The sequence below is a fragment of the Pseudomonas peradeniyensis genome (assembly GCF_014268935.2).
Lineage (GTDB): Bacteria > Pseudomonadota > Gammaproteobacteria > Pseudomonadales > Pseudomonadaceae > Aquipseudomonas > Aquipseudomonas peradeniyensis.
Genome location: NZ_JABWRJ020000001.1, coordinates 1,407,689 through 1,427,957 on the forward strand (window position 1 = coordinate 1,407,689; position 20,269 = coordinate 1,427,957).

22 protein-coding genes and 1 pseudogene are annotated in these 20,269 nt (G+C 66.8%); 10 read left to right on the forward strand and 13 right to left on the reverse strand.

What is annotated here, in order from left to right; genetic code table 11:
- Positions 1 to 139: 139 nt before the first annotated feature.
- The 5 genes from HU751_RS06005 to HU751_RS06025 form a co-directional block, all read right to left on the reverse strand.
- Positions 140 to 1,159: a branched-chain amino acid aminotransferase gene (locus HU751_RS06005; RefSeq protein WP_028690746.1), complete on the reverse strand. Its 1,020-nt coding sequence runs from the start codon at positions 1,157 to 1,159 to the stop codon at positions 140 to 142.
- Between the two features lie 125 nt (positions 1,160 to 1,284).
- Positions 1,285 to 1,527, reverse strand: coding sequence for a hypothetical protein (locus HU751_RS06010; protein ID WP_186733249.1), 243 nt, complete (start codon positions 1,525 to 1,527; stop codon positions 1,285 to 1,287).
- 155 nt (positions 1,528 to 1,682) lie between these two features.
- On the reverse strand, positions 1,683 to 3,263 hold the full coding sequence (locus HU751_RS06015) for an ATP-binding cassette domain-containing protein (RefSeq protein ID WP_186733248.1): 1,581 nt from the start codon (positions 3,261 to 3,263) through the stop codon (positions 1,683 to 1,685).
- Between the two features lie 217 nt (positions 3,264 to 3,480).
- The gene (locus tag HU751_RS06020; RefSeq protein ID WP_186733310.1) at positions 3,481 to 3,834 is read right to left on the reverse strand and encodes a hypothetical protein; all 354 of its coding nucleotides are present in this window, start codon (positions 3,832 to 3,834) and stop codon (positions 3,481 to 3,483) included.
- The gene (locus HU751_RS06025; RefSeq protein ID WP_186733247.1) at positions 3,831 to 4,199 is read right to left on the reverse strand and encodes a glyoxalase superfamily protein; all 369 of its coding nucleotides are present in this window, start codon (positions 4,197 to 4,199) and stop codon (positions 3,831 to 3,833) included. The genes HU751_RS06020 and HU751_RS06025 overlap by 4 nt, the downstream gene beginning before the upstream one ends.
- Before the next feature lie 284 nt (positions 4,200 to 4,483).
- Here HU751_RS06025 and HU751_RS06030 point away from each other — a divergent pair, with 284 nt between their 5' ends.
- From HU751_RS06030 to HU751_RS06070, 9 genes are all read left to right on the forward strand, one after another.
- The gene (locus tag HU751_RS06030) at positions 4,484 to 5,317 is read left to right on the forward strand and encodes an urease accessory protein UreD (protein WP_186733246.1); all 834 of its coding nucleotides are present in this window, start codon (positions 4,484 to 4,486) and stop codon (positions 5,315 to 5,317) included.
- Positions 5,318 to 5,328: 11 nt separating this feature from the next.
- A complete protein-coding gene (locus tag HU751_RS06035; protein WP_038706005.1) occupies positions 5,329 to 5,631 on the forward strand; it encodes an urease subunit gamma in 303 nt (100 codons plus the stop codon).
- A 10-nt stretch (positions 5,632 to 5,641) separates the two neighbouring features.
- Complete coding sequence (locus tag HU751_RS06040; protein ID WP_186733309.1) at positions 5,642 to 5,959, forward strand: urease subunit beta; 318 nt, start codon at positions 5,642 to 5,644, stop codon at positions 5,957 to 5,959.
- A complete protein-coding gene (gene ureC / locus HU751_RS06045) occupies positions 5,956 to 7,659 on the forward strand; it encodes an urease subunit alpha (protein WP_186733245.1) in 1,704 nt (567 codons plus the stop codon). Before HU751_RS06040 ends, ureC begins: the two co-directional genes overlap by 4 nt.
- Positions 7,660 to 7,669: 10 nt before the next feature.
- Positions 7,670 to 8,155 carry an urease accessory protein UreE gene (gene ureE, locus HU751_RS06050; RefSeq protein WP_186733244.1) on the forward strand — a complete coding sequence of 162 codons (486 nt, stop codon included), beginning with the start codon at positions 7,670 to 7,672 and terminating at the stop codon, positions 8,153 to 8,155.
- 19 nt (positions 8,156 to 8,174) lie between these two features.
- Positions 8,175 to 8,720, forward strand: coding sequence for a HupE/UreJ family protein (locus HU751_RS06055; RefSeq protein WP_186733243.1), 546 nt, complete (start codon positions 8,175 to 8,177; stop codon positions 8,718 to 8,720).
- Positions 8,720 to 9,394, forward strand: coding sequence for an urease accessory protein UreF (locus HU751_RS06060; RefSeq protein WP_186733242.1), 675 nt, complete (start codon positions 8,720 to 8,722; stop codon positions 9,392 to 9,394). The genes HU751_RS06055 and HU751_RS06060 overlap by 1 nt, the downstream gene beginning before the upstream one ends.
- A gap of 11 nt (positions 9,395 to 9,405) precedes the next feature.
- Complete coding sequence (gene ureG / locus HU751_RS06065; protein ID WP_186733241.1) at positions 9,406 to 10,047, forward strand: urease accessory protein UreG; 642 nt, start codon at positions 9,406 to 9,408, stop codon at positions 10,045 to 10,047.
- Positions 10,048 to 10,212: 165 nt separating this feature from the next.
- Positions 10,213 to 10,455, forward strand: coding sequence for a hypothetical protein (locus HU751_RS06070; RefSeq protein WP_186733240.1), 243 nt, complete (start codon positions 10,213 to 10,215; stop codon positions 10,453 to 10,455).
- A 177-nt stretch (positions 10,456 to 10,632) separates the two neighbouring features.
- Here HU751_RS06070 and HU751_RS06075 read toward each other — a convergent pair whose 3' ends face one another.
- The 7 genes and pseudogenes from HU751_RS06075 to HU751_RS27210 all read right to left on the reverse strand — a co-directional run.
- Positions 10,633 to 11,244 carry a cell wall hydrolase gene (locus HU751_RS06075; RefSeq protein ID WP_186733239.1) on the reverse strand — a complete coding sequence of 204 codons (612 nt, stop codon included), beginning with the start codon at positions 11,242 to 11,244 and terminating at the stop codon, positions 10,633 to 10,635.
- Positions 11,245 to 11,291: 47 nt separating this feature from the next.
- Complete coding sequence (locus tag HU751_RS06080; protein ID WP_186733238.1) at positions 11,292 to 12,209, reverse strand: AEC family transporter; 918 nt, start codon at positions 12,207 to 12,209, stop codon at positions 11,292 to 11,294.
- 132 nt (positions 12,210 to 12,341) lie between these two features.
- Positions 12,342 to 13,205, reverse strand: a complete 864-nt coding sequence (locus HU751_RS06085; protein WP_186733237.1) for a LysR family transcriptional regulator — start codon at positions 13,203 to 13,205, stop codon at positions 12,342 to 12,344.
- 55 nt (positions 13,206 to 13,260) lie between these two features.
- Positions 13,261 to 14,109, reverse strand: coding sequence for an ABC transporter permease (locus HU751_RS06090; protein WP_186733236.1), 849 nt, complete (start codon positions 14,107 to 14,109; stop codon positions 13,261 to 13,263).
- Positions 14,106 to 15,122, reverse strand: a complete 1,017-nt coding sequence (locus HU751_RS06095) for an ABC transporter substrate-binding protein (RefSeq protein ID WP_186733235.1) — start codon at positions 15,120 to 15,122, stop codon at positions 14,106 to 14,108. The genes HU751_RS06090 and HU751_RS06095 overlap by 4 nt, the downstream gene beginning before the upstream one ends.
- Positions 15,123 to 15,213: 91 nt before the next feature.
- A complete protein-coding gene (locus HU751_RS27205) occupies positions 15,214 to 15,969 on the reverse strand; it encodes a methyl-accepting chemotaxis protein (RefSeq protein WP_371041468.1) in 756 nt (251 codons plus the stop codon).
- A 102-nt stretch (positions 15,970 to 16,071) separates the two neighbouring features.
- Positions 16,072 to 17,361 (reverse strand): annotated as a pseudogene (locus HU751_RS27210) (methyl-accepting chemotaxis protein); the annotation flags it as partial.
- A 262-nt stretch (positions 17,362 to 17,623) separates the two neighbouring features.
- On the opposite strand from HU751_RS27210, the gene HU751_RS06105 reads away from it, so the two are divergent.
- A complete protein-coding gene (locus tag HU751_RS06105; protein ID WP_186733234.1) occupies positions 17,624 to 18,943 on the forward strand; it encodes a Na+/H+ antiporter family protein in 1,320 nt (439 codons plus the stop codon).
- Between the two features lie 96 nt (positions 18,944 to 19,039).
- Here HU751_RS06105 and HU751_RS06110 read toward each other — a convergent pair whose 3' ends face one another.
- Positions 19,040 to 20,041, reverse strand: a complete 1,002-nt coding sequence (locus tag HU751_RS06110) for a FecR family protein (RefSeq protein ID WP_186733233.1) — start codon at positions 20,039 to 20,041, stop codon at positions 19,040 to 19,042.
- Positions 20,042 to 20,269 lie beyond the last annotated feature (228 nt).

The following is a 20,269-nucleotide window of genomic DNA, read 5'->3' on the forward strand; positions in this document are numbered from 1 at the left end:
GCGAACACCGGCGAAGCCGGTGCCATGCAGCGTGGTGCCTGCTTCGCGGGGCAAGCCCGCTCCTACAGGGGTCGTGGAGTCCAAGAAAAACGGGGCATGCCATCGCTGGCATGCCCCGTCTCTACCGCAGGCTGGCGCCTCAGGCGACCTTGACGATCCAGCCCGCCGGGGCTTCGACGTCACCGCTCTGGATACCGGTCAGCTCGGCGTAGAGCTTCTGGGTGACCGGGCCGACTTCGGTTTCGCTGTGGAACACGTGCAGCTTGCCGTTGTACTGGATACCGCCGATCGGCGTGATCACCGCAGCGGTGCCGCAGGCGCCGGCTTCGACGAAACGGTCGAGCTTGTCGATTTCCACGTCGCCTTCGATCACTTTCAGGCCCAGGCGCGATTCGGCCAGTTCCATCAGCGACAGGCGGGTGATGCCCGGCAATACCGAGATCGACTTCGGCGTGACGAATTCGTTGTTGGCGGTGATGCCGAAGAAGTTGGCCGAGCCGACTTCCTCGATCTTCTTGTGGGTCAGCGGATCGAGGTAGATGCAGTCGGCGAAGCCGGCTTTCTTGGCCTCGTAGCCCGGTTGCAGGCTGGCCGCGTAGTTGCCGCCGACCTTGGCTGCGCCGGTGCCTTGCGGGGCTGCGCGGTCGTAGTCGGAGATCAGGAACTTGTGCGGGGTCATGCCGCCCTTGAAGTACGAACCGACCGGGATGGCGAAGACCGAGAAGATGAACTCGGGGGCGGTGCGCACGCCGATGTTGTCACCGGTGCCGATCACGAACGGACGCAGGTACAGCGCGCCCTTGCCGTGCGGCGGAACGAATTTCTCGTTGGCCTTGACCACCTGCTTGCAGGCTTCGATGAACTGTTCGGTCGAGACCCGTGGCATCAGCAGGCGGTCGCAGCTGCGCTGCATGCGCGCGGCGTTCTGGTCGGGGCGGAACAGGTTGATCGAACCGTCCTTGCAGCGGTAGGCCTTCAGGCCTTCGAAGCACTGCTGGCCATAGTGCAGGGCGGTGGAGCCTTCACTGATGTGCAGCACGTTGTCTTCGGTCAGGGTGCCCTTGTCCCACTCGCCGTTACGCCATACGGACAGGTAACGTTTGTCGGTCTTGATGTAGTCGAAACCCAGCTTGTCCCAGTTAATGCTTTCGTTACTCATGACACCCTCATTGCTCTGGCCCGAACACGGCGGGCTGCTTTTATATGCGCACCCCGCCACCATAATACATCCGGCGCGGATCGGGAACGGCCAGTCACACAATCCGCCGGGCGTGTACGTTCGGGTCAGTCGCTGTCGCGATGGCGATTACGATGAACGAACAGGCCTGAGCCTGTGCAGAGCAGAAATGTCACCCACATGGACCACTCTACATTCAGGTACAGACCCTGAGGCAGGAACCACCAAGCCAACACACCTGCGCCAAGCAGAGACAGCCCGGCCCATTTGCGGAGCTTTGCAGCGCGAAGGCTGTGGTGGAGCACGGCTACTACAAGTGTGAGCAGTATCGCGGCGATGAAGGCGTTCATGGCTGTGCCTGGATAATCAGCGATTGGCTTAGAATTTACCTTGGCCAGGAACATTGCCGTGCGGGGGGATGTTGCCAAAGATCCCGGCTTCCGAATGATGTGTAGGAAGATTCTGAAGGTTGTCAGATGCTTAGTCAGACATGTCTTTGCTGAATTCAGCCTAAACGCAGATAGTCCTTCAGAATCAGGTTTTCCAGAAAAACGTGGTCATGCGAGACCACCAGCAGCGTCCCCTTGAACTGTCGCAACAACTGCTCCAGCGCCTCGAGCGACGGCAGATCGAGGTGGTTGTTCGGCTCGTCGAGCAGCAGCAGGTCCAATGGCTGTTCCCGGTACAGCACGGCAGCCAACGCGACCTTGAGCCGCTCGCCGCCACTGAGCAGAGCACCGGGCAGTGCGATGCGTGCTGCATCAATGCCCAGCTGCGCCAGCCGACGATGCAGTTCATCGCGCTGCAGGCGAGGATTGGCGGCGCGCAGGTGTTCCAGGGCGCTCTGTTGCGGTTCCAAGCGGCTGCCGTGCTGGTCGAGCAGGGCCACTTCGCCAGTCAGCCGCAGGCTGCCCGCGCGCGGCGCCAGCTCACCGGCCAGCACCCGCAGCAGGGTGGACTTGCCGCTGCCGTTGTCGCCCACCACCCCCAGTCGCTGGCCCAGGCACAGGCGCAGGTCCAGCGCATCCGTCGTGCCCCGTGGCAGGCACAAACCCTCCAGGGCCAGCACCTCGCGCCCCGCATGCCGTTGCGGCGTGGGGGCGTGCAGCATGATCGGCACCTCGCGCTCGACCTGGCGCGCTGCCTGGCGCACCTGTTCGTCCAGCGCCACCTTGGCGTCTTGCTGCTCGCGGCGCTGGCGCCCGGCGGTGGCCTGGCTGCGCTGTTGCTGGCGGTCGAGCAGAATCTGCGCCTGGTTCGCCTGCCTGGCCTGGCGCCCGGCGCAGGCCTGGTGACGCTCGAGGTTCTCGCGCTGACGTTGCAATGCCTGGGCCTGGCGTTGACGCTGCTGCTTGAGGCGCAGCAGTTCCTGCGCGGCCAGTTCGGCCTGCGCGGTGCTCTGCTGCCGGTAGAAGGCGAAATCGCCGCCATAGGCGCGCAAGCCAAGGGGCGACAGTTCGACGATGCGTGTCATGTGCCCGAGCAGTGTCCGGTCGTGGCTGATCACCAGCAGGCCTTTTTCCCAGCCCTGGAGCATGTCCAGCAGCATGGCCCTGGCACTGCTGTCCAGGTGGTTGCTTGGCTCGTCGAGGATCAGGTAGTCGGCCTCGCTCAGCCAGGCGCCGAGCAGGGCGACGCGCATGGCCTGGCCGCCGCTCAGGCGATTGGCCGGGCAGTGCGGGTCGAGATGACCCAGGCCATGGCGTTGCAACTGGGCCTGCAATCGCGAGCGGATGTCCCAGCGATCGCCGACTGCGTCGAAGTCCGCCGGGTCGATGCTGCCGCGTTCGATCCGTTCGAGGGCGCGCAGGGTGCCACCGATCCGGGCCAGGTCAGCGAGAGTGGCGCTGTTGGCGAGCACCTGCTGGTCGAGATGATGCACCCGGCCATGGCGCAGGCAGTGGCCCTGGCTGGGCTCGCGCAGGCCGGCCAGCAGCTGCCCGAGCAGGCTTTTGCCAACGCCGTTGCGTCCGACCAGGCCGGTGTGGCGCAGGTCGAAGGATTCGTTGAGGTCGGTGAAAAGTGGCCTGCCATCGGGCAGGACCAGGGTGACGCTGTCCAGCGTCAGGATCGACGAGTTCGTCATGCACAACTCCACTCATGCCGCGACATCCCCGGTGTGAACCGGAGGCTGAAGACTGGCCGTCAGACTGACGGCGGCATCAATGGCGCATTGGACGAATACCTCGTGGTGTGGAATGGGTGCAAGACTAGTCCAGCAACGCGTTGGAAGGCAACGTTTTCGCCTATGCGCGTCGTCAGCACATGCGCAATCCCTTGTAGGAGCGCAGGGCTTGAAGGGCTCAGCGCAAGCGCCGGTTCCAGTCGCCGCCATGATCGCGCCAGCAGGCTTCTTCGCTGTCGAAGCGCACATGCCAGGCCACATGGTCCAGCTCGATCCCCGCGTCGCTCAGCGCTTGGGCGGTCAACGCGATCATCCGCGCCTTGTCCGCGCCGGCCAGGGCCCGGGCCTTGTCGGTGTCGTCGGTGAACACCCAGGTGATGCGCAGGCTGGCGGGGAAGTCGTCGAGGTCCACCTGGTGGGTGAGCCAGGCGAAACCGACGATCTCGCCCTGGGCGGTGGCGCAGGCCTCGGTCAGGCAGGCGACCATCTCCCGCTCCAGGCGCGCCAGGGCACGCTTGCCGCCGGCCATCAGACGTTGTCGATCTGCTGGCAGAAGCGCAGGCGGTTGCCGAACGGGTCGGCCACCTGCATCTCCAGGCCCCAGTCGACTGCCTCGGCCTGTGGGCGCGCATAGCCGTAGCGCTTGGCTAGCAGTTCGCGCTCCAGGGCCTTGAGGTCCTCGACCCGGGCGAACACCGCCGCGCCCGGCGTGGCGTCGCCGTGGTGCTCGGACAGGTGCAGGATCAGGCCGTCGCGGTGGACCTGCATGTACAGCGGCAGGTCCGGGGCGAAGCGGTGTTCCCAGTCGAGCTGGAAACCGAGGAAGTCGAGGTAGAACTCCCGGGCCTTGTCGACCGAGAAGATCCGCAGGATCGGAATGGCGGGGGCGAATTGCATGGGGGCGTCCTTGGCTCGAAAAAGGGCAGGGTGGTCACTTTAGCGCACTTCGCCATCGAGGCTGGCACCCGAATTGCGCGCCCGGGCGCAGCCGCTCTGGGCCGTAGCCTTGCGGCATGACTGGCGGTCCGAAAGTTTCATCATCGTTCATCTGCGCAGTTGGCCCGCTCCCTGCTATATCCCCTCAGCGAATATTGATCGAGTGGTCAGCCCGGAATGCCCGCAAGCACCCCGCGCTTGACCCTCAATCCGGCCACCAGGCCACGGATTTCAGGGGTTCCAGGATGTCGTTGGCGCAACAGATCGACCCACCGCAGGCAGACCCGGGCTGGAGCGCCCATCTGCAGTTGCGCTTCGTCCAGCGCGAGGGCGTGACCCGCCTTGGTGCGCGTCGTCATGTCGGACCTCTTTTGGTGCAGCGGCCGTTCTACCCGGAGGGCGCGCCGTGCCATGTCTATGTGCTGCACCCGCCCGGCGGGATCGTTGCCGGTGACCGCCTGGAGCTGGACATCCACCTGGAGAGCGGCAGCCACGCCTTGCTGACCATGCCCGGCGCCAGCAAGTTCTACCGCAGCATCGGCCCCACCGCGCGCCTGGCCCAGCGCTTTCACCTCGCCGCCGGCAGCACCCTGGAGTGGTTGCCCCAGGACAGCATTTTTTTCAACGGTGCCCGGGCCTGCCTGGACAGCCGTTTCACCCTCGAGCCCGGTGCCCGCCTGCTGGCCTGGGAGACGCTGTGCCTGGGCCGGCCGGTGATGAGCGAACGCTTCGAGCAGGGCGCCCTGGATAGCCGATTGCGCATCGAACTGCCCGGTGAGCCCGGCCTGCACGAGCGCCTGCGCATCGAAGGCGGGCACCTGGACAAACTGGCCGGGCATCCACTGATCGCCACGTTCTGCGCCGCGCCGGCCGACCAGGCGCTGCTCGACCAGGTGCGCCAGGCCCTCGACGAACTGGCCACGCCCGCCGGCGCGACCTTGCTCGGCCCGCTGCTGGTGATCCGCCTGCTCGACCATGACAACCAACACCTGCAACGCAACCTGCAGCGCCTCTGGCACCTGCTGCGCCCGGCCGTGCTCGGCCTGGCGCCGTGCCCGCCGCGCATCTGGGCCACCTGAAGAGAGCCGCCATGGAGCTGACCCCGCGAGAGAAAGACAAACTGCTGCTGTTCACCGCCGCCTTGCTGGCCGAACGGCGCCTGGCCCGTGGCCTGAAGCTCAACTACCCGGAAGCGGTGGCGCTGATCAGCGCCGCGGTGCTCGAAGGCGCCCGCGATGGCCGCACGGTGGCCGAGCTGATGAGCCTGGGCCGCGAGGTGCTGGTGCGCGAGCAGGTCATGGCCGGCGTGCCGGAGATGCTGCACGACGTCCAGGTCGAGGCGACCTTCCCCGACGGCACCAAGCTGGTGACCGTGCATGAACCCATCGTTTGAGGAGGCCGGCATGATCCCCGGAGAAGTCCAGGTCGCCGCTGGCGACATCGAGCTCAACGTCGGCCGCCAGACCCTCAGCGTCAGCGTGGCCAACCATGGCGACCGCCCGGTGCAGGTGGGCTCGCACTACCACTTCCACGAAGTCAACGACGCCCTGGTGTTCGAGCGCGAGCCGACCCGTGGCTTTCGCCTGGACATTCCGGCCGGCACCGCGGTGCGCTTCGAGCCGGGGCAGGCGCGCACCGTGCAACTGGTGGCCTATGCCGGCAAGCGCGAGGTGTACGGCTTCCAGGGCAAGGTGATGAGCGCGCTGGAGGGCAGGGCATGAGCCGCATTTCCCGCCAGGCCTACGCCGACATGTTCGGGCCCACCGTCGGCGACCGTGTGCGCCTGGCCGACACCGCGCTGTGGGTGGAGGTGGAGAAGGACTTCACGATCTACGGCGAGGAGGTCAAGTTCGGTGGTGGCAAGGTGATCCGTGATGGCATGGGCCAGGGGCAGATGCTCGCGGCCGAGGCCATGGACCTGGTGCTGACCAACGCGCTGATCATCGACCACTGGGGCATCGTCAAGGCCGATATCGGCGTCAAGCACGGGCGTATTGCCGCCATCGGCAAAGCCGGCAACCCCGATGTGCAGCCCGGCGTCACGGTGCCGGTGGGGCCGGGCACCGAGGTGATCGCCGCCGAAGGCAAGATCGTCACCGCCGGCGGCATCGACTCGCATATCCACTTCATCTGCCCGCAGCAGGTGGAGGAGGCGCTGACCAGCGGCGTGACCACCTTCATCGGCGGTGGCACCGGCCCCGCCACCGGCACCAACGCCACTACTTGCACCCCCGGCCCCTGGTACCTGGCGCGCATGCTTCAGGCCGCCGACTGCCTGCCGATCAACATCGGCCTGCTGGGCAAGGGCAACGCCTCGCGGCCCGAGGCCCTGCGCGAGCAGATCGCCGCCGGCGCCGTGGGCCTAAAGCTGCACGAAGACTGGGGCTCGACGCCCGCCGCCATCGACTGCTGCCTGGGGGTGGCCGAGGAGATGGACATCCAGGTGGCGATCCACACCGACACCCTCAACGAGTCGGGCTGCATCGAAGACACCCTGGCCGCCATCGGCGAGCGCACCATCCATACCTTCCACACCGAAGGGGCGGGCGGCGGCCACGCGCCGGACATCATCCGCGCGGCGGGGCAGGCCAACGTGCTGCCGTCCTCGACCAACCCGACGCTGCCCTACACCGTGAACACGGTGGACGAGCACCTGGACATGCTCATGGTCTGCCACCACCTGGACCCGAGCATTGCCGAGGACGTGGCCTTCGCCGAGTCGCGCATCCGCTGCGAGACCATCGCCGCCGAGGATATCCTCCACGACATGGGTGCCTTCGCCATGACCTCGTCCGATTCCCAGGCCATGGGCCGGGTCGGCGAGGTGGTGCTGCGCACCTGGCAGGTGGCGCACCAGATGAAGCTGCGCCGTGGCCCGCTGGCGCCGGACGGCGCCTACAGCGACAACTTCCGGGTCAAGCGCTACATCGCCAAGTACACCATCAACCCGGCGCTGACCCATGGCATCGCCCACGAAGTCGGTTCGGTGGAGGTGGGCAAGCTGGCCGACCTGGTGCTGTGGGCGCCGGCGTTCTTTGCGGTCAAGCCGGCCCTGGTGCTCAAGGGCGGGATGATCGCCACGGCGCCGATGGGCGATATCAACGGCTCGATCCCGACCCCGCAACCGGTGCACTACCGGCCAATGTTCGGCGCCCTGGGCGCGGCGCGGCATGCCACGCGCATGACCTTCCTGCCCCAGGCCGCCGTGGACCGTGGCCTGCCCCACGAGCTGAAGCTGCAGAGCCTGATCGGCGTGGCCCATGGCTGCCGGCGGGTGCGCAAGGCCGACATGGTCCACAACACCCTGCAACCGCTGATCGAGGTCGATGCCCAGACCTACCAGGTGCGCGCCGATGGCGAGCTGCTGGTGTGCGAGCCGGCCCACGAGCTGCCGCTGGCGCAGCGCTATTTCCTGTTCTGAAGGAGCGAACATGATTGTCCTCACCCGTCGCATCACCCAGGCCGAGGCCATCACCGGCACGGTCACACTCGATGTCGACAGCCGCATCAAGAGCCGCCTGCGGGTCACCCTCGACGATGGCCGCGAGGCCGGGTTGCTGCTCGAGCGCGGCCATCTGCTGCGTGGCGGCGAATTGCTGGGCGACGCCGAAGGCACCCAGGTGATCCAGGTACTGGCCGCGCCGGAGGCGGTGTCCACGGTGCGTTGCGCCGACCCGCACCTGCTGGCCCGCGCCGCCTACCACCTGGGCAACCGCCATGTGCCGCTGCAGATCGAGCCGGGCCTGCTGCGCTACCAGCACGACCATGTGCTCGACGACATGCTGCGCGGCCTGGAGCTGGAGGTGGTCGCCGAACAGGCGCCGTTCGAGCCCGAGGCCGGTGCCTACCAGAGCGCACCCCACGGCCATTCCCATGGCCACGACCATCCGTTCGTACGCCTGCCAGCCCATTCCTGACCTCACCCTGGAGCCCACAATGAAAAAGACTTTCGCCCTGGTACTGCTGATGGTGGCCCTGCCGGCCTTCGCCCACCCCGGCCACGATGCCAACCCGCTGCAAGACGGCCTGCTGCATCCGCTGACCGGCCTCGATCACCTGCTGATGCTGCTCGGCACCGGCGTGCTCGCCGCCCTGACCCGACGCAACCTGACCCTGCCGCTGGCGACCCTGGCGGCGATGTTCGGCGGCGCGGTGTGCGGACACCTGTTCGGCGACGTGGTCGGCATGGAGCAGATGATCCTCGGCTCGCTGCTGGTGGCCGCCGCCGCCATGCTGCTACCGAGCCGCCAGTGGCTGCTGTCGCTGATCATGCCGGTGTTCGCCTTGTTCCACGGCTGGGCCCATGGCGTGGAAGCCACGCCCAGCGCGTTCTGGCAGTTCAGCGCCGGCTTCGTCACGGTCAGCGGCCTGCTGCTGGCGGTAGGCTTCGGTGTCGGTTGCCTGCTGCGCCGCCATGCCGGCCTGCAGAAAGCCTTTGGCGGCGGCCTGCTGGCCGGAGCCGCGCTGGTGCTGGCCGGCTGATGAACAGCGACCTGGCGCTGCTGCGCCTGCTGCAGCTGGCCAGCCCCGGCCTGCCCGTGGGCGGCTTCACCTACTCGCAAGGCCTGGAGTGGGCCGTGGAAGCCGGCTGGGTGACGGACGCCAAGGGCTTCGCCGCCTGGCAGCGCGAGCAGATGCACGACACCCTCGGCCATCTCGACTGGCCGCTGCTGGCGCGCCTCTACCGGGCTTGCCAGGAGGACGATGCCGAGGCCTTCGCCCACTGGAGCATGTTCCTGCTGGCCAACCGCGAGACCGCCGAGTTGCGCCTCGAGGAGCGCCAGCGCGGCAGCGCCCTGGCGCGTCTGCTCGATGGCTGGCAGCTGGCGCAGGCTCCGGCCTGGCGCGCCAGCCTCGAACTCAGCCAGCTGGGCGGCATGGCCTGGCTCGGCGCGCACTGGTCGATCCCGCTGCGCCAGCTCGCCCTGGGCCATGGCTTTGCCTGGCTGGAAGGCGCGGTGATGGCGGGGGTGAAGCTGGTGCCGTTCGGCCAGCAAGCCGCACAGACCTTGCTGCGCGACCTGGGCGAGGCGCTGCCCGCCGTGCTCGATCATGCCCTGGCGCTCGACGACGACCAGCTCGGCGGCGGCCTGCCGCTGCTGGCCATTGCCTCATCGCGTCACGAAACCCAATACACCCGTTTGTTCCGTTCCTGAGGACTGCCTAGATGGAAAACTACCAGCAACCCCTGCGCGTCGGAGTCGGCGGCCCGGTCGGGTCCGGCAAGACCGCGCTGCTCGAGTGTCTGTGCAAGGCCATGCGCGACCACTATCAGATCGCCGTGGTGACCAACGACATCTACACCAAGGAAGACCAGCGCATCCTCACCGAGGCCGGGGCCCTGGCGCCCGAGCGCATCGTTGGCGTCGAGACCGGCGGCTGCCCGCACACCGCCATCCGCGAGGACGCCTCGATGAACCTGGCCGCCGTCGAAGCACTGGCGCGCCGGTTCGGCAACCTCGAAGTGATCTTCGTCGAGAGTGGCGGCGACAACCTCAGCGCCACCTTCAGCCCGGAGCTGGCCGACCTGACCATCTACGTTATCGACGTCGCCGAGGGCGAGAAGATCCCGCGCAAGGGCGGGCCGGGGATCACCAAGTCGGACTTCCTGGTGATCAACAAGACCGACCTGGCGCCCTATGTCGGCGCTTCGCTGGAGGTGATGGAGCGAGATACCCGACGCATGCGCCCGGAGCGGCCATGGACGTTCAGCAACCTGAAGAAGGGCGAGGGGTTGCAGGCGGTGATCGACTTCATCGTCGAACGAGGGATGCTGGGGGAAAGAGGTTGTAGGGGTAACGAAGTATGAGTCATCTACTCGGCTGATTTCCTACGGTTCTGAAGTGTGTTTCAGGCGGCGGAGTGGGCTTTTCCTAAAGCCCAGTGGCTCGGCTGACAGATAAAGTCTGTCGGGCTGCAGGGGAAAGAATTCGCCGGCGGTAAATGAAACCAAGACTCACTGAAAGGACACCGTATGAAAAAGGTCGTATTGGCAGCGTTTTTGGCATCTGCTGGTTTGATCCAGGCTGCCCATGGCGATGAAATGGCGGGCGCAGTCGTTGCCAAAGGGCATTCGCCGTTCAGTCGCGACGACGCTGGCGAACAGCGGCTGCAGCTTGCCGCAGGGTTCATTGGCGATATCGGGTCTGGATCATGCCCGTCCGGGACAGAGCGCACGCCGGCCGGAACCTGTCAGCCTCCCTTCGATTTTGATTGACCGCAGTTGCCGAACCTAGTGTCCTGTCTCGGAAATAAGCTGTTCACTTTTGGCGGCGTCTTGGGCGCCCGGCCGGCGTTGCCACTCCTCGCCATAGCCCTGCTATGACTCGTCGCGGCGCCTTGGCCGGACACCCAAGCCACTCGCCAAAAGAGAACGTATTCCCGAGACAGGACACTAGCGAGCCAGCGCCTGGTTCGGCTTGTAGAACAGAAAGTGCGTGGTCTCGGCGGTCTTGCGATAGGCCTTGGCCCAGTCCGGGTTCACATTGCGGTCGTGGAAGTACAGCGCGCCGCCGGTAGGGTCCTGCAACTGCTGGTTGAGGGCCTTGCGGGCGATTTCCTTGGCCACCGTGTAGCGTTCCTCTTCTTCCACCTGGTCGGGGCGTCCGTCGCACCACCAGGAAAACTGGCAGCTCTTGCTCTCCACCCCTTGCTTGACCACCCCGCAGATGCTGTCGGGGAAGCCCTCGTGGCCGAGGCGGTTGAGCACCACGCTGGCCACCGCGCTCATGTCCTTGGCGTCGGCACCCTTGGCTTCCCAGTAGATGGTGCGCGCCAGGCAGGTGATGCTGTCGTCCATCGGCGCCTGGCCCGCTGGGTCGACGGCCTGGACTTCACCGGGGGTAAGGGTTTCCTGCTTTTTCGGCGGTGGCGCATCCTCGAGCACTTTTTCTTCCAGCACCTGTGCCTTGTCTTCGGCAACCGCGGCCTTCTGGCTGTCGGCGGCGGGGAGGGGGCCTGCAAGCAGGCTCAGGGACAGGCCGAGCAGCATCCACGGTAGGCGCATGATCGAGTTTCCGCGAGGTTGGCTGTCCACAGTCTAGCCGTATCGCTTCAACTCAGCGTCAAGGTCAGCACCAGTGGCAGGGTCGCCGCGGCAACGACGGTCTGCAGGGCGATGATGGTGGCCATCAGCGGCGCGTTGCCGCCCATCTGCCGGGCCATCACATAGGATGACGAGGCGGTGGGCAGGGCCTGGAACAGCACTGCCACCACCGCTGCCTGGCCGCCCAGCCCGAGCAGGCGGCACAGCCCCCAGGTGGTCAGTGGCATGACCAGGAACTTGAACAGCGACGCGGCCACCAGCGGTTTGACCTGCTGGCCCAGGCGCGCGCCACCAAGCGCCGCGCCAACGCACAGCAGGCCCAAGGGCAACGCTGCCTGGCCCAGGGCCTTGACCGTGGGCTCCAGGCCGGCCGGCAGGCCCAGGCCGGATACCCGCAGCAGCAGTCCTGCGGCGCAGCCGATGATCAGCGGATTGGCGAAGATCGCCCTGAGCACGGTGGCCGGTGAACTGTGGCGAGCGCTGAAACGGGCGAAGACCAGCACGCAGAGCAGGTTGACCAGAGGTACGATGGCGGCGTTGGCCACCGCCGCCAGGGCGATGCCGGCCGTGCCGTAGATACCGGCGGCCAGAGTCGCGCCAATATAGTTGTTGAAGCGTACGCCACCCTGGAACACCGAGGTGAAGTCGGCGCCATCATGACTGGCCGCGCCCTGGTAGAGCACCAGCAGCAGGGCGCCGAGCAGCGTCGAGAGCATCAGCACGCCAACCATGCCCAGCACCGGCACGCCGTCGAGGTTGGCGGTGGCCAGGCCGTGGAGGAACAGCGACGGCAGCAGCACGTAGTAGCTCAGGCGCTCGGCGCCAGGCCAGAAGGTTTCGGCGAGAAAGCCACGCAACCGCAGCCAGGTGCCCAGGGCGATAAGCAGGATGATCGGAACGAGGGTGGTGAGCAGCAGATGGAGCATGGGCGTGGGTCCGTGGTCGGGTACGGCCACAGACTAGCGGAGTGCAGTGAGCAGAAAAAACGGTGTTTTCTTTAGTGACCGTTGAGAAAAACTGCATGATTAAAGAGTCCGCTCCCGCAGGGCTGAGTGATCTCAGGCCTCCAGCGCGGTCCTCAACACCGCGCTTAAATGCCGGCGCTGACTCTTCTCGTGCTCCAGCAGCACCATGCGCCGGGTCAGCTGTGGTTCACCGAAGGGCAGCACGGTAGCGGCAGGCAGCCGTTCAAGGTCATCGTCGCTCATGGGAATGACCGCCACACCCAAGCCCATGGCCGCCATCCGCGCCAGGGCCTCCTGGCTGTCCAGTTCCATCTGCTCGTTGACCTGCAAGCGCTGGCGGCGCAGTTCCTGCTCGATCTGCCGGCCGGCCCAGGCGCGCTTGTCGAAGCGCAGGAACGGCTGGCTGGCGAGCAGCGCCGGCAGGCTCTGGCCGGCCAGGTCCGGGCTGGCGATGGCCCAGAAGCGGTCTTCGAACAGCGGCGTGTACTGCAGGCTCTGCGGGTAGGGGCTGACCGGCTCGGTGGTGATCGCCGCGTCCAGCTCGCCATCCTCGACCCGCCGTGCGAGCTCTGCCGACATGCCCGAGACCACGCTGACATGCAGCTCGGGATGGTGGGCCTTGATCCACACCAGCGCCCTGGGCAGGCGCCGGGCGAGCACGGTGTGGATCGCGCCGATGCGCAAGCGCCCGCGCAGGCTCGGGCCACTGGCCAGGGTGTCGGCCAGTTCGTCGTAGGCGGCCAGGATGCTTTCGGCACGGGCCACAGCCAGCTGGCCGGCCTCGGTCAGCACGACCTGACGGCGGCTGCGGTCGAACAGGGCGACCTGCAGCTCGTCCTCCAGGGTCCTGATGTGCAGGCTCACCGCCGACGGGGTCAGGCTCAGCAGGTCGGCGGCGCGGGCGAAGGTGCCGTGGCGGGCGATGGTGACCAGGGTGCGCAGGGCTTTGAGGGACACGCGTGGCAGGCTCCGAATGCTGGCAGGGCGCGGGTACGATACGCGAATGTGGGCCTCAGCGCCCGGTGCGACCATAGGCCTGGCTGATGCGGTCGATGACCATCGCCAGGGCGACGATCGCCAGCCCCGCCTCGACGCCCTGGCCGACGTTCAGGGTCTGGATCCCGGCCAGCACGTCCTCGCCCAGCCCGCGGGCACCGATCATCGAGGCCACCACCACCATCGACAGGGCCATCATCACCGACTGGTTGAGCCCGGCCATGATGCTTGGCAGGGCCAGCGGCAGGGCGATGCGCCGCAGGCGCTGCCAGCGACTGGCGCCCAGTCCGTGGGCGGCCTGCAGCAGCGACGGGTCGATCTGCGCCAGGCCCAGGTCGGTCAGGCGCACCAGCGGCGGCAAGGCATAGATCAGGGTGGCGAACACCGCTGGCACCTTGCCCAGGCCGAACAGCATCAGTACCGGGATCAGGTAGACGAAGGCCGGCAGCGTCTGCATCACGTCGAGCACCGGCAACACCAGGCGCCGGGCCAGTGGCCGGGTGGCCAGCAGGATGCCCAGCGGCACGCCGACCAGTACGCACAGGCCGGTGCTCACCAGCACCAGGGCGAGGGTCTGCAGCAGCTTGTCCCACAGCCCGAGCATGCCGATCAGCGCCAGCAGCAGCGGTAACACCAATGCCCGCGCCAGGCTGCGGCTGGCGTGCCAGGCCAAAAGCCCGACCAGCAGCAACAGCAGCCACCAGGGCAGCAGCCGGAGCAGGTTTTCCAGGCCTACCAGCAGTTGCAGCAGCTGGTCGGAGATGCTGCGCAGGTGATCGCCATAATGCAGCACCAGCCAGTCGACCAGGCGGTTGACCCAAGCGGCGAAGGAGAATTGCAGGGCTTCGGGGAAACCACCACTCACAGGCCGGCCTCGACCTTGGCGGCGTTTTCGGCGGGTAGCCAGGCCTTCCACACAGTGGGGTTGTCGCGCAGGAAGGCAAGGGCGGCCTCGCGTGGTGGCTGGCGGGTCTCGCTCATGCGTGCCAGGGCCTTGTTCAGGGTGGCGATGGGCAGGTCGACCTTTTCGAACACCGCGACCAGCTCGGGGTGGGCGTCACGGAATGCCTTCGACACGCCGATCGAGAGCTTGGCCGGCAATGAGCGGCTGCCTTTCGGGGTGGGGTTGGCGGCATCGGTCAGGGTGGCCCAGGCGCTGGCATCAAACGGGGGTTCCTCCAGGCGCACCAGGTCGTAGCGGCCCATCAACGGCGTCGGGCTCCAGTAGTAGAACAGCACCGGCTGGCCACGGCGGATCGCCGAGCCGATCTCGGCGTCGAGGGCTGCGCCGGAGCCGCTGCGGAAGTTGTTGTATAGCCCATCCAGGCCGTAGGCCTTGAGCTTCTGGCTGTTGACGGTCTCGGAGGTCCAGCCGCTGGGGCTGTTGAGGAAGCGGCCCTTGCCGGGTACCTCGGGGTCCTTGAACACCTGGGGGTAGCGCTTGAGGTCGTCGACACTGCGCAGGTCCGGGGCCAGGGGTTTCAGGTTACGCGTGGGATCACCCTTGATCACGTAGGCCGGCACCCACCAGCCTTCCTCGGCGTTCTTCACCGTGTCGCCCAGGGCGAACACCTGGCCGGCCTGTTCGGCCTTGACCCAGGCGGGGCTGCGTCCGGCCCATTCCTCGGCGATTACTTGCAGGTCGTTGCGCGCCAGGGCCACTTCCATGCTGACGGTGCTGCCGGGGAGGGTGTCGGTGGGGTAGCCGTACCCGTGTTCGACGATCAGGCGCAGGATTTCGGTGGTCAGGGCACCGCTTTCCCAGCCGATGGCGCCGAAGTGGATGGGGGCGGGTTGGTCCGCAGCAGCGGCAGAATCGGTGCTGGCCAGGCCGAAGGCGAGGAGCAGGCTGGCCAGAAGGGTGGGGAGTTTCTTCATCGGGGCCTCGTCGGTTGCCGGTCCTTGGGTTCGGGCAGAAGTGTAGACGACGAGGTTGCCGGGGCCGCAAAGCGGCCCCGACGAGGAGGACTCAAACGCGGAACTGATCCATCAGCCCCTGCTGCTGGTTGGCCAGGCTGTTGAGCGACTGGCTGACCCGCGCCGATTCGTTGGCCTGGCCGCTCAGCGACTCGGTCACGTCACGGATGGTGGCGACGTTGCTGTTGATTTCCTCGGCCACCGCGCTTTGCTCCTCGGCGGCGCTGGCGATCTGCAGGTTCATGTCGGTGATCACGGTCACCGCCTGGCCGATGCGCTGCAGCGCGGTGACGGCCTGGCCGACCTGCTCGACGCCGCCCTGGGCCTGGCGGTGGCTGCTGTCCATGGCGCCGACCACTTCCTGGGTGCCGGCCTGCAGGGCCTCGATCACCTGGCGGGTTTCCTCCACCGACTCCTGGGTACGACGGGCCAGGTTGCGCACCTCGTCGGCGACCACGGCGAAGCCACGGCCGGCTTCACCGGCGCGGGCGGCTTCAATGGCGGCGTTGAGCGCCAGCAGGTTGGTCTGCTCGGCGATCGAGCGGATCACCTCGAGCACCGAGCCGATCTTCTCGCTGTTGCGCGCCAGCCCCTCGACCTGGGCCATGGCGCCGCTCATGTCGGCGGCCAGGGTGTCGATGCTGGTGGTGGTGCGGTCGATCACCGCCAGGCCTTCGCGGGTCGCCTGGTCGGCTTCGCGCGCGGCCTGGGCAGCCTGGGCCGCACTGCGGGCGACGTCCTGGGCGGTGGCGCTCATCTCGTGGGAGGCGGTGGCCACCTGGTCGACCTGGCGGTACTGCTGCTCCATGCCGGCGCTGGTCTCGGCGGCAATCGCCGCGGACTGGTCGGCGGTGCCGCGGGCGGCCTGCACCGAGCGTTTCACCTCGGCGATGGTCGGCTGCAGCTTGTCGAGGAAGCGGTTGAACCAGCCGGCCAGCTCGCCCAGCTCGTCCTGTTTGTCGTACTGCAGGCGGCGGGTCAGGTCACCTTCGCCGCTGGCGATGTCCTTGAGCATGGCGGCCACGCCGAGGATCGGTTTGGTCACGCCGCGGGCCATCAGCCACACCAGCAGCAGGCCGGCGATGGCGGCGGCCAGGCCCAGGCCCAGCTCGAGCAGGGTGCCGCTGGTGTTGAGGGCGTCGAGTTCAACCTTGAGGGCCTCGGCCGGGCCGGTCAGGGCGCTTTCCGGCACATCCAGCAGCACGCCCCAGGGCTTGCCGCCGGGGATCGGCTCGAAGGCGGCCAGCACCTTCAGGCGCTGCTGGTCGTGGAGGATCTGCAGCTTGCCGTCGGCGAGCTTGCGCACCAGCTCCGCGCCCTGGGTCCGGTCGACCTGGTCGAAGCGCTGGGCCAGCTTGCCGGCGTCGGCGCTGTAGCCGGCCAGCAGGCCCACGGGGCTGAGGATGCCCACGGTGGTCTGGCCTTCGTAGAGGCTGCGGCTGGCGGTCTGGCTCAGGGCCTGGAGGCTGTTGAGGTTGATGTCGATGGACAGGGTGGCGATGACCTTGTCACCGGCCTTGAGCGGGAACACGATGCTGGTCATCAGCACGCGCTGGCCGTCGATGTCATAGAAGTACGGCTCGACCACGCACACCGTGCCGGTGCTGCGCGGGCACACCCACCAGGTGTTGGCCGGCTGGCCGCTGGGGCCGATCTCGGTGTTGGCCATGTCGTGCTCGGGCAGGGCCATCGAGGTCAGCTGGCCGACCCGTGGCTGCGACCAGTACAGGGCAAAACGCCCAGTCTCGTTGCTGCCCAGCTCGCTCTGGCCGGCGAACAGCTTGTCCTTGCCGTCCAGCGCGCCCGGCTCGAACACCAGCGACAGGCCGAGCAGGTCGGGATTGGCCTGCAGCGCGGCGCGCACCTGGGCGGTCATGTCCTGGCGCAGGTCGTAGGCATCGAGGAAGCGTTTCTCGGCCTGTTCGCGCAGGAACAGCACCTGGCGGGCGAAACCGGCGCCGTACTGGTAGGCGTCCATGAACTGGCGGCGGATATTCAGGGCCTGGACCTCGCCCTGGGACTCGATGCGCGACTGGGCCGAGTCGGAGAGCATGCGCATGCTGCTGGCTTTCACCAGGTCCGAACTGTGGTCCATGCGGTACAGCGAAAGGCCGACGAGCAGGGTGACGATGGCCGCCAGGCACAGGCCCGCCAGCAGGGTGATCTTCCATTGGATGGAGAGTTGTCGCAGCAAAGGCATGGGGAAAATCCCTTGTAATAGGTTTGATGCTGCCGACTGTGTCGGCCTGCTCGGATTTTTCTTTATTCAAACGTTCAATTAAACCCTGCGACTTTCGTCTATTCCCTACGCGATGTTGCGGCGCAGACGCTTTTGACTTCTGCCGGCCTGTGCTTCAGAGTGTGCGCCCTTCATAACAACATCCCCTGGTCCGGCCACTGCCTGCGCGCAGTCTGTCGCCGGAATGCCCGCTTTTTGTCTGTCGTAACGAGGTTCGCACACCATGAATGCAGTGATTGCCGCGGTCGGGCTCATGCTGATCCTGAGCCTGTCCCGCGTGCATGTGGTCATCGCCCTGATCATCGGCGCCCTGGCCGGAGGCCTGGTCGGTGGCTTGGGTATCGAGGGTACGCTCAAGGCCTTCAATGGCGGCCTGGGTGGCGGGGCCACGGTGGCCCTGTCCTATGCCTTGCTCGGCGCCTTCGCGGTGGCCATCGCCAAGTCCGGGCTGGCCCATGCCCTGGCCGACCGGGCGCTGGCGATGATCGATCGCCAGGGCCATGCCGACGGTGGCAAGGTCAAGTGGCTGCTGGTCGGCCTGATGCTGGTGGTGGCGGTGTCGTCGCAGAACATCCTGCCGATCCACATCGCCTTCATTCCCTTGCTGGTGCCGCCGCTGCTGTACGTGCTGACCCGCCTGCGCATCGACCGCCGGCTGATCGCCTGCGTGATCACCTTCGGCCTGATCACCCCGTACATGTTCCTGCCGGTAGGTTTCGGCAACATCTTCCTCAACGAGATCCTGCTGGCCAACGTCAGTCGCGCCGGGGTGGACGTCAGTGGTGTCAACGTGACCCACGCCATGGCCATCCCGGCGGCGGGTATGCTCGCCGGCCTGCTGCTGGCGGTGTTCTTCAGCTACCGCAAGAAGCGTGACTACGACCTGGAACGCATCGAGCAGGTCGAGCAGGTCAGCGTGCAGTACAACCCGGTGACCCTGCTGGTGGCCGGGGTGGCGATCGGCGCCGCGTTCATCATCCAGCTGTGGCTGGATTCGATGATCATCGGTGCGATGGTCGGCTTCCTGATCTTCTCGCTGTCGGGCATCGTGCGCTGGAAGGACACCGACAGCCTGTTCACCGAAGGCATGAAGATGATGGCGATGATCGGCTTCATCATGATCGCCGCCTCCGGCTTTGCCGAAGTGATGAAGGCCACCGGCGAGGTGAAGAGCCTGGTGGAAGCCTCGGCCCAGTGGATCGACCACAGCAAGGGCATTGGCGCGCTGCTGATGCTGCTGGTGGGGCTGCTGGTGACCATGGGCATCGGCTCGTCGTTCTCCACCGTGCCGATTCTGGCGGCGATCTTCGTGCCGTTGTGCGTGCAGCTGGGCTTCGACCCGCTGGCCACCGTGTGCATCGTCGGTACCGCGGGCGCCTTGGGCGATGCCGGTTCGCCGGCGTCGGACTCGACCCTGGGGCCGACCTCGGGGCTGAACGTGGACGGGCAGCACCATCACATCTGGGATACCGTGGTGCCGACGTTCATCCACTACAACCTGCCGCTGCTGGCGTTTGGCTGGTTGGCGGCGATGACGCTCTGACCCGTTGTCACGCCGCACGCTGTCTTTGTAGGAGCGGCCTTGCGTCGCGAAAGGGTCGCAAGGCCGCTCCCACAGGGTGAGTAGTGGTGCGTGCAGTCAGCCGCGGGTCGGCGCGGGGACGATGCGGTTGAGGACGGTGCTGCCGTCCTTGCTGCGGGTCAGGTACACCGGCAGCACCTTGGGCAGGGTGTCGACCAGGCGTGCGACCTCGCTTGTGCTGTAGACGCCGCTGATGCGGATGCTGGCGGTGCTGTCGTCGGCCACCATGAGCGGTTTGTCCAGATAGCGGTTGATCACCGGCAGGGCCTGGCCGAGGCTGAGGTTGTCCAGCACCAGCTTGCCGCTGCGCCAGGCCAGGCTGTTGGCGTAATCGTCGCTCTGGTTCAACTCCGGTTCGAAATCACCCTTGTGGTAACTGGCCTGCATGCCCGGGCCAAGGCGGTAGCCGCCAGCGTTGCCGCCGGCGCTGACCAGCACCGAGCCTTCCACCAGCGTCACCTTTACCTGGTCCTGGTACTTCCACACGTTGAACTGGGTGCCGGTAACCCGGGTCTGGCCGTTGGCGGCGTGGACGATGAACGGGTGGTTGCTGTCGTGGGTGACCTTGAAGAACGCCTCGCCCTTGACCAGGGTGACCTTGCGCTCGTCCTTGTAGTTGAGGAAGCGCAGTTCGCTATGCAGGTTCAGCTCGACACTGCTGCCGTCGCTCAGGCGCACCTGACGCAGGTGGTCGGTGGCTTCGAAGTGCTGGTAGCCGTTGGGCAGCCAACCTTGCTCCCAGCCGACCCAGCCGGCCAGGGGCAGGGCGAGCAGGGCGATGGCCGCAGCCGAAGCGAACGGGCGCCAGTGACGGGTCGACGGCGCTTGCCGGGTGGGCAGCGGGATTACCTGGGCGCTGCGCGGCAACAGGTCGGCGGTGTCCCAGATTTCCAGCATCGCCTGGTACTCCTCGGCGTGCCGTGGGTCGCTCGCCAACCATTGGCCGAACGCCTCGCGCTCACCCGCCGTGCAATCGTCGGCGTGCAGGCGCATGCACCAATGCGCGGCGGCATCGGTAATGGCATCTTCTTCGCTTGGAATGTGGCGGTCCTGGTTCATTGCGGCTCCCGGTTTTGCGGCATTCTACCCCCGGGCGGGTGCTTCCGAGAACGAGTTAATGGCGAATGACTATCAATTGTGCAGTTTTTCGTCGTATCTGAGGTTGGGTTTCATCTGCGACAGGGTGATTTGCCGGTTTGCGTGGGACATCGCCCGGCGCATGGCACCGGCTGGGCCGGTGTTCGCGGGGCAAGCCCGCTCCTACAGGGGGGCTGCGTGGGAGCGGGC